The 8,549-nt window shown below is 62.1% G+C and carries 10 protein-coding genes; 3 read left to right on the top strand and 7 right to left on the bottom strand.

Going from position 1 to position 8,549, the window contains the following annotated elements; all coding sequences use genetic code 11:
• Positions 1 to 17 precede the first annotated feature (17 nt).
• The 4 genes from V3C40_RS22470 to rpe form a co-directional block, all read right to left on the bottom strand.
• Positions 18 to 581: an aminodeoxychorismate/anthranilate synthase component II gene (locus V3C40_RS22470; RefSeq protein WP_034753541.1), complete on the bottom strand. Its 564-nt coding sequence runs from the start codon at positions 579 to 581 to the stop codon at positions 18 to 20.
• A gap of 1 nt (position 582) precedes the next feature.
• A complete protein-coding gene (gene trpE, locus V3C40_RS22475) occupies positions 583 to 2,079 on the bottom strand; it encodes an anthranilate synthase component I (RefSeq protein WP_070305532.1) in 1,497 nt (498 codons plus the stop codon).
• A 269-nt stretch (positions 2,080 to 2,348) separates the two neighbouring features.
• The gene (locus V3C40_RS22480; protein ID WP_070305534.1) at positions 2,349 to 3,053 is read right to left on the bottom strand and encodes a phosphoglycolate phosphatase; all 705 of its coding nucleotides are present in this window, start codon (positions 3,051 to 3,053) and stop codon (positions 2,349 to 2,351) included.
• Positions 3,053 to 3,727, bottom strand: a complete 675-nt coding sequence (gene rpe, locus V3C40_RS22485; RefSeq protein ID WP_034753544.1) for a ribulose-phosphate 3-epimerase — start codon at positions 3,725 to 3,727, stop codon at positions 3,053 to 3,055. Before rpe ends, V3C40_RS22480 begins: the two co-directional genes overlap by 1 nt.
• A gap of 164 nt (positions 3,728 to 3,891) precedes the next feature.
• Here rpe and apaG point away from each other — a divergent pair, with 164 nt between their 5' ends.
• Positions 3,892 to 4,266 (top strand): Co2+/Mg2+ efflux protein ApaG, encoded by a 375-nt coding sequence (apaG, locus tag V3C40_RS22490; RefSeq protein ID WP_034753698.1) that lies wholly within the window; start codon positions 3,892 to 3,894, stop codon positions 4,264 to 4,266.
• A 25-nt stretch (positions 4,267 to 4,291) separates the two neighbouring features.
• Here apaG and V3C40_RS22495 read toward each other — a convergent pair whose 3' ends face one another.
• Positions 4,292 to 4,438, bottom strand: coding sequence for a hypothetical protein (locus tag V3C40_RS22495; protein ID WP_165829277.1), 147 nt, complete (start codon positions 4,436 to 4,438; stop codon positions 4,292 to 4,294).
• A gap of 97 nt (positions 4,439 to 4,535) precedes the next feature.
• Here V3C40_RS22495 and mltA point away from each other — a divergent pair, with 97 nt between their 5' ends.
• Positions 4,536 to 5,714 carry a murein transglycosylase A gene (mltA, locus tag V3C40_RS22500; protein ID WP_034753545.1) on the top strand — a complete coding sequence of 393 codons (1,179 nt, stop codon included), beginning with the start codon at positions 4,536 to 4,538 and terminating at the stop codon, positions 5,712 to 5,714.
• 32 nt (positions 5,715 to 5,746) lie between these two features.
• On the opposite strand, the gene V3C40_RS22505 is transcribed toward mltA, so the two are convergent.
• A complete protein-coding gene (locus V3C40_RS22505) occupies positions 5,747 to 6,184 on the bottom strand; it encodes a universal stress protein (RefSeq protein ID WP_070305541.1) in 438 nt (145 codons plus the stop codon).
• Positions 6,185 to 6,321: 137 nt separating this feature from the next.
• Positions 6,322 to 7,623: an MFS transporter gene (locus tag V3C40_RS22510; protein ID WP_331778573.1), complete on the bottom strand. Its 1,302-nt coding sequence runs from the start codon at positions 7,621 to 7,623 to the stop codon at positions 6,322 to 6,324.
• Between the two features lie 76 nt (positions 7,624 to 7,699).
• On the opposite strand from V3C40_RS22510, the gene V3C40_RS22515 reads away from it, so the two are divergent.
• Positions 7,700 to 8,476: an enoyl-CoA hydratase gene (locus V3C40_RS22515; RefSeq protein WP_331778574.1), complete on the top strand. Its 777-nt coding sequence runs from the start codon at positions 7,700 to 7,702 to the stop codon at positions 8,474 to 8,476.
• Positions 8,477 to 8,549: the final 73 nt, after the last annotated feature.

Genomic DNA, 8,549 nt, shown 5'->3' on the forward strand with positions numbered 1-8,549 from the left:
GTGGCGTGCGCATGGGATCAGCGCTCGAGGAAATTCTTCAGCAGGGCGTGGCCGTGCTCCGAGAGGATCGATTCGGGGTGGAACTGCACGCCCTCGATATCGTATTCCCGGTGGCGCACGCCCATGATTTCGCCGTCGTCCGTCCACGCCGTCACTTCCAGGCAGGAAGGCAGCGAGGCGCGTTCGATCGCCAAAGAGTGGTAGCGGATCACTGTGAAGGGGCTGGGGATGTCCTTGAAGACACCCACGCCTGTATGCGCGATGAGGGAAGTCTTGCCATGCATGACTTGCTTGGCGCGGATGACTTTACCGCCAAACGCTTCGCCGATGGCCTGGTGGCCCAGGCACACGCCCAGTATCGGTTTCTTGCCGGCAAAGTGCTTGAGCACTGCCACCGAAATGCCAGCCTGCGCCGGCGCTTTCGGGCCGGGCGAGATGCAGATGCGGTCCGGGTTCAGCGCCTCGATCTGTTCGATCGTGATTTCATCGTTGCGGTAGACCCGCACGTCTTCGCCCAGTTCGCCAAAATACTGCACGATGTTGTAGGTGAAGGAGTCGTAGTTGTCGATCATGAGCAGCATCTTAAAACCCTCCATCCAGGCCATCTTGCACTTGTTCGGCGGCGCGCAGCACGGCGCGCGCCTTGTTTTCCGTTTCCTGCCATTCCATTTCGGGGATGGAGTCGGCCACGATGCCGGCCGCGGCCTGCACGTACAGCATGCCGTCCTTGACCACGCCCGTGCGGATGGCGATGGCCACATCCATTTCGCCGCCAAACGACAGGTAGCCGCAGGCGCCGCCGTAGATGCCGCGCTTGGTGATTTCCAGTTCGTCGATCACTTCCATGGCGCGCACTTTCGGCGCGCCCGTCAGGGTGCCGGCGGGGAAGGTCGCGCGCAGCACGTCCAGGTTCGACAGGCCCTCCTTGAGGGTGCCTTCCACGTTCGAGACGATGTGCTGCACGTGCGAGTATTTTTCGATAACCATGCGGTCGGTGACGTGTACGCTGCCCGTCTCCGCGATGCGGCCGATATCGTTGCGCGCCAGGTCGATCAGCATCACGTGCTCTGCGATCTCTTTCGGGTCGGCCAGCAGCTCGGCCGACAGTTCGGCGTCGCGCTCGGGCGTGGCGCCGCGCGGACGGGTGCCGGCGATGGGACGCAAGGTGACTTTCTTGCCGCCGTCCGCCGTCTTCTCGTTGCGCACCAGGATCTCGGGCGAGGCGCCGATGATCTGCATGTCGCCGAAATTATAGAAGTACATATACGGCGAAGGGTTGAGCGAACGCAAGGCGCGGTACAAAGTCAGTGGCGAATCGACATACGGCTTGCGGATGCGCTGGCCGATCTGCACCTGCATCAGGTCGCCCGCCATCACGTATTCATGCGCCTTGGCGACGGCCTTCAGGTAGTCTTCCTTGGAAAAGTCGCGGATGGTTTCCGTGCGCACGGACGCGCTGGTGACGGGCGCATCGACACCGCGGCGCAGCATCATGCGCAAATCCTTCAGGCGCTGCTGCGCTTTCGAAAACGATTCGGGCTGCGTCGTATCGGCGTAGACGATCAGGTAGAGCTTGCCGGACAGGTTGTCGATGACGGCCAGTTCTTCCGTCACCATCAGCTGGATGTCGGGCAGCTTCAAGTCATCTTTCGGCGCGCCGCCGGCCAGTTTTTTCTCGATGTGGCGCACGGTGTCGTAGCCGAAGTAGCCGGCCAGGCCGCCGCAGAAGCGCGGCATGCCGGGGCGCAGGGCCACCTTGAAGCGCGACTGGTACTGTTCGATGAAGTCGAGCGGATTGCCTTCGTGCTCTTCGATCACGACGCCGTTCTTGACGATCTCGGTGCGCTTGCCATGGCTGCGCAACACGGTCGTGGCGGGCAAGCCGATGAAGGAATAGCGGCCGAAGCGTTCGCCGCCGACGACGGATTCGAGCAGGAAGGTGTTCTTGCCGCCTTGTTGGGACTGTGCCAGTTTCAGGTACAGGGTGAGCGGGGTTTCCAGGTCGGCGAACGCTTCTGCGATCAGGGGGATGCGGTTGTAGCCTTGCTGGGACAGCGATTTGAATTCGAGTTCGGTCATGTTTCTCTCCATGCCGTCAGGGTATGCATGTGCATAGTGCACAAACCCTGCGGTGGGTTATCAAAAAACTTGCCGGGGCACGCAACAGGCGCAATATGCGCAAACTATACGGGTGCAGCCGGCAGCAATCGTAACGGCTCGGCCCTTAAGCCTGCCAGGATTGCCAGCGTCGCCAAAGCCAGGCCTCAATCGAGCCGGTTTGGGTGACATTGTGTTTTTTGATGAGAAACGTGTTCACGATATGGTGGTGGGTTTGGTCAGTATGCCGGTTAGTTTTGCATGCTAATAAAACGGGCTGCTTCGAGCAGTGTCTTTACTATACCATCGGAATCGGTATCGTGTATAGAGTGTCCGTGATTGTAGCCATAGGGTACCGTCAGTACGGGACAAGCCGCAGCCCTGGCCGCTTGCGCGTCGTTCGAGGAGTCGCCGATGGCCACCACTTTGGCGGGCGCCAGGTCGAAGTCCGCGCACACTTGCAGCAGCGGCAGCGGGTCCGGTTTCTTCCTCGGCAGCGAATCGCCGCCGTAGACGATCTCGAAATACTGGTCGAGATTTTTCTGCTTCAGCAGGGGCAGGGCGAAGGCGATCGGCTTGTTGGTGACGCAGGCCAGGCGCAGGCCCGCCGCCTTCATCGCCGCCAGCCCCGCTTCCACGTCCGGGTACAGGGTGCTGAACTGGCCGTTGATGGCCAGGTAATGGCGCTGGTAGCCGTCCATCGCCTGCTCGAAACGCTGTTCCACGCCGGCCGCGTCGAAGTCGAGCGCCAGTACGGTGCGGATCAGGTTTTCCGAGCCCTTGCCGACCATCAGCTTGATGGCGTCGGCGCTGATGGGCGCCAGGTCCAGTTCGGCGCGCATGCCGTTGATGGCGACATGGAAATCGGGCACGGTGTCGAGCATCGTGCCATCGAGGTCGATGATGGCGGCGCGCACGCCGGTCAGTACGTGGTCTTTCACCGTGCCCGCTTGCATCAGGCGCCCTTGACGGCTGCCAGCTCGGCGCGCATGGCGTCGATGACGGCTTTGTAGTCGGGCTTGCCGAAGATGGCCGAGCCGGCGACAAAGGTGTCGGCGCCGGCAGCGGCGGCAGCGGCGATGTTGTCGATCTTGATGCCGCCATCGACTTCCAGCATGATGTCACGGCCCGATTCGTCGATCATGCGGCGCGCTTCGGCGATTTTCTTCAGCGCCTGCGGGATGAAGGACTGGCCGCCGAAGCCCGGGTTGACGGACATGATCAGGATGATGTCGATCTTGTCCATCACGTGTTCCAGGTAGTGCAGCGGCGTGCCCGGGTTGAATACCAGGCCCGATTTGCAGCCATTGTCGCGGATCAGCTGCAAGGAGCGGTCGACGTGATCCGACGCTTCCGGGTGAAAGGTGATGATGTTCGCGCCAGCCTTGGCGAAATCCGGGATAATGCGATCGACAGGCTTGACCATCAGGTGCACGTCGATGGGCACTTGCACGTGCGGGCGGATCGCTTCGCACACCAGCGGGCCGATGGTCAGGTTCGGCACATAATGGTTATCCATCACGTCGAAGTGGATGATGTCGGCGCCGGCGGTAACGACGTTGCGCACTTCCTCGCCCAGGCGGGCAAAGTCGGCGGACAGGATGCTGGGAGCGATACGGAATGTAGTCATGGTGGAGTAGCCAAAGGATAGAAAATGCGAAGATGCGCTATTTTACGCTTGACGCCGCTGCCATGCCTTATTGAAGCACGATGAAACACAGAATACGCGGCACGCCGTGGCCAATGCGGCACACGCGCCGCCATAATGACTGCAATGTCTGAATAGGAATGACGATGGCGACTTATGAATTTACGGTAACGGTCAAGACGCAATACCTGCCCGAGCAATCGGCACCGGACCAGGGGCGGCACGTGTTCAGCTACACGATCCGCGTCGTCAACACGGGCACGGCTGGCGCGCAACTGATTTCGCGCCACTGGGTCATCACGGATGCGAACAACAAGGTGGAAGAGGTGCGCGGCCTGGGCGCCGTCGGCCACCAGCCGCTGCTGCAGCCGGGCGAACAGTTCGAATACACGAGCGGCACCATGCTGGGCACGCCGCAAGGTTCGATGCACGGCGAGTATTTCTGCGTGGCCGAAGATGGCCATCAGTTTGAAGCGCCGATTCCCGAGTTCGTGCTGTCGGTGCCGCGCACCCTGCATTGACGCAACGCCGGGGGGCTTGCGCCCCTTACTTCAGTTTTTCGGTGCTGTCCTGTTCTTCGCCGAGCTGCTTGCGCGCCGGCGGTGCGGGTTTTTTACCCGAATACATGGTCCACCAGACTATAAATGCCAGCAAGAAGAACGCCACCAGCGCCTCTATCATCAAGATCCACATACGCACCCCTATGTTATTTACCCGCAGCTTAGTATTTACCCGCCGTCTGTTGACACGCGGTAGTCTACCCGTTTCAATCGGCGCCGTCGCGCTTGCGTTGTCCGCCTGTACCACGCCGCCCGCGCCGCCCGCTGCCAGCGGCAAGGCGCCGCCCATCGCGCCGACCGTCGTCAGGCCGGTTCCGGCCAAGCCGGCCGACGCCAAGGACGCCGCGGATGTGGCGGCACCCACCTTCGTGCCCGCCAAATTTTCCGCCTTGCCTGGCTGGGCCCGCGACGACATGCGCGCCGCCTGGCCCGCCTTCATGGCGTCGTGCGGCGTGCTTGTGAAACGTCCGGACTGGAAGGAATCGTGCACGATCGCGCGCCAGGTGAATGCCGACAGCGACAAGGCCATCCGCCTGTTCTTCGAGACCTTCTTTGTGCCGAATCAAGTCATCACGGCCGATGGCGCCAGTACCGGCTTGGTAACCGGCTACTACGAACCGCTGCTGCACGGGGCGCGCAAGCGGGGCGGCCCATACCAGACACCGCTGTACAAGGTGCCCGACGACCTCGTCTCGGTGGATTTGTCCGGCGTGTATCCGGAATTGAAGAACATGCGCTTGCGGGGCAAGCTGGTCGGCAAGAAGGTGATCCCGTATGCGACCCGCGCCGACATCGAGCGCGCCACGTCCGTCACGGGCAAGGAATTGTTGTGGGTGGATGATGAAGTCGAGGCCTTCTTCCTGCAGGTGCAGGGTTCCGGCCGCGTGCAGCTGACCGATACGCAGGAAACCGTGCGCGTGGCCTACGCTGACCAGAATGGCCATCCGTACAAATCGATCGGCCGCTACCTGGTCGACAAGGGAGAGCTGACCTTGAGCCAGGCGTCCGCGCAGGGCATCAAGGCGTGGATCGCCGGCCATCCCACGCGCAAGGATGAATTGTTCAACGCCAATCCCAGCTATGTCTTCTTCAAGGAAGAGCGTTTGCCCGACCCGAAAGTGGGGCCGAAGGGGGCGCTTGGCGTGCCATTGACGCCGCAGCGTTCGGTGGCCATTGATTCGCGCTTCTTGCCGCTGGGCGCGCCCGTGTTCCTGTCCACCACGCAAGCCAATAGCGAGATTCCCATGCAGCGCCTGGTGATGGCGCAGGATACGGGCGGCGCCATTCGCGGGCCGATCCGTGTCGATTACTTCTTTGGTTTTGGCGCGGAAGCGGCCGAGAATGCGGGCCGCATGAAGCAGAGCGGCGCCGTGTGGGTGTTGTTGCCGAAGCAGGCGCCGGCGCGCTAGGGAAAGCGTCGCCGGGCAGTTCGTGGTGTGGCTTAGCGCAAGACCATCACTGGCAAGTGGGTGTGGGCCAGCACTTTTTGCGTTTCGCTGCCCACGAACAGCTTGTTCAAACCCTTGCGGCCGTGCGAAGCCATCAGGATGATGTCGCAATGGTAGGTTTGCGCCGCGTTGACGATTTCATCGTGCGGGCTCGGCGACACGGCCACCACGCCTTCGAAAGGCACGCCGGCGGCGCCTGCCGCTGCGCCGATCTTGTCGATGGCGCGTTGCGACGCTTCCTGCATCTGCTGTTCATACAGGCTGGCGTCGAGCACGATGCCGCCGTCCGCCATCGGCGAGAACGGGAACGGCTGTACCACGCTGATGGCGACCAGCTTGGCCTTGTTCAATTGGGCGAAGGCGAGGGCGGTCTCGGCGGCTTTGTCGGACAACGGCGAGCCGTCGGTGGGAAATAAGATGGTGTTAAACATAGCGTGCTCCTCAAGTGATGTAAGACAGCTTATGGATTTACATCAATTAAAACCTTGATGTAAATCAAACCTCACAGGCTTTGGCATGAATAGTGTCGCCAAGGCAATCTTTCACCAGTGTATTCCCGTTCATCGCTTCAGGTGCGCACGCTACGTAGCGGCGTGCCCCACACCATGGCGACCGTCAACACAATGCTGCCTGCCGCGATGCAGGCCAGGCCATTGCGCACGCCAAAGTGTTCCGCTACCCAGCCGGCGGCCAGCGCGCCCAGCGGCGCCGTCGCCACCGTCAGGAAGCGCATGGTCGACGTCATGCGGCCCAGCATGGGATCGGGCGTGACCTTCTGGCGCAAGCCCAGGTAGGGAATAAAGAACAGCATCACGCCGCAATCGAAAAAGAACATCAAGATGGCATACGCCACGGCGCTGGCGGCCGCGCTGCCGAACAGCGCGGCGGGTATCGTGGGCGTCAGGGCAAAACAGAGCGAGGTCGATGCCAGGCCGAGCAGGATGGTGCGGCCGGCGCCATAGCGCTGCGTCAAGGGCTTGACGATGAAGGCGCTGAGCAGGACGCCGGCGCCGCCGAGCATCTGCGTCATGCCCAGCACGCCAGGGCTCATGCCCAGGTCGCGCGTGGCAAACAGCACCGTCAAGGCCATGCTGGCGTAAAACAGGAAGTGCCAGATGCCGGCGCCCCAGGCCAGCGCGCGCAGCAGCGGTTCGCGCCAGACGAACAGCAAGCCGTCGGCGATGTCGCGCAAGGCGTGCTTGTCGGATGGCGCTGGCCGCGGATCGCGCACGCTCATGGCGCGCAGATTGAAAACGGAAACCAGATAGCCGCACGCCGTGCACAGGATGGCGACGGGCGCCGACAGCACTTGCACGAGTACGCCGGCCAGGCCGGGACCGATCAGGCGCGAAGCTGATTCGGTGGCGGCAAATTTCGACTGCGCATCGATCAAGCCATCGCGGCCCACGAGGAAAGTCAGAAACACCTGTTCGGCGCCACCACCGACGACGAAGCCCGTGCCGATGATGAAGCCCACTATATATAACCATGGCATCGACAGCACGCCGCACCAGTAAGCCACGGCCACGCTGGCCAGGGCCAGGCCCGACATGCTTTCGCTGAACAGCATGATCGGGTGCTTGCTGCGCCGGTCAAGCAGCACGCCGACGGGCAAGCCGAACAGGGCGAACGGCAGCGCCTGCAGCGCAACCAGCACGCCCATCTGTTCCGGCGTCGCATGCAGCAAGAGCACCGCGCACAGGGGCAGGGCCAGCGAGGTGATCTGGGCGCCGAAGCAATTGAGGCCGTTGCTGAACCACAGGCGGCGGAAATTGACGCTGGCGGCGCTGCCGTCGCCGCGCAGGTAGCTGGCGCAATACTGGAAGAGGGAAGAGAAAATATGCTGCTCGATAAAAAAGATCGGGCTCACAATAATAGCAGCGCACCTGCCGCGCCGCTGCCGTTAGCCGCTACAATCGTTGCACCGTTCATCGAGAGGAGACACCATGCAATACGAAGACCTGATCATCGATATCCAGGACAAAGTGGCGGTCATCCGCCTGAACCGCCCCAAGGCCCTGAACGCCTTGAACGAGAACATGATGAATGAGCTGGGCGACGCCTTGCTGAAGTTCGACGCCGACGAGAGTATCGGCTGCATCGTGCTCACGGGCAGCGAAAAAGCATTTGCCGCCGGCGCCGACATCGCGGCCATGGCCGATTACACCTACCCGGATACCTATACCCAAGGCTACATCAGCCGTAACTGGGAGCATATCTTGCGCGTGGGCAAACCGGTGGTGGGCGCCGTGGCCGGCTATGCGCTCGGTGGCGGCTGCGAACTGGCCATGATGTGCGATTTCCTGATCGCCGCCGACAGCGCCAAGTTCGGCCAGCCGGAAATCAAGGTTGGCGTCACGCCGGGCGCGGGCGGTACGCAGCGTTTGCCGCGCGCCATCGGCAAGGCCAAGGCCATGGACTTGCTGCTGACGGCGCGCACCATCGATGCCGCCGAGGCGGAACGCATCGGCCTCGTGTCGCGCGTGGTGCCGGCAGATAAATTGCTGGAAGAAACCCTGGCCGCCGCCAAGACCATCGCCGCCATGCCGACTTCGGTTGCCATGATGATCAAGGATTGCGTCAACCGCGCCTTTGAAACGACCTTGACCGATGGTGTCGCCTACGAGCGCCGTTTGTTCCAGGCCGCCTTCGGTACGCCGGCGCAAAAAGAAGGCATGCACGCTTTCCTGGAAAAGCGCTTGCCAAACTTCGACGGTCTTTGATATGATTCGCCTCCCCGATGAGACGCACTAGTTTGCGGCACAAAAGGGACGGCCTTCCGGGGCTGGGTAGTAG

The organism is Janthinobacterium sp. LS2A, from assembly GCF_036543145.1.
Taxonomy (GTDB): Bacteria; Pseudomonadota; Gammaproteobacteria; order Burkholderiales; family Burkholderiaceae_D; genus Janthinobacterium; species Janthinobacterium aestuarii.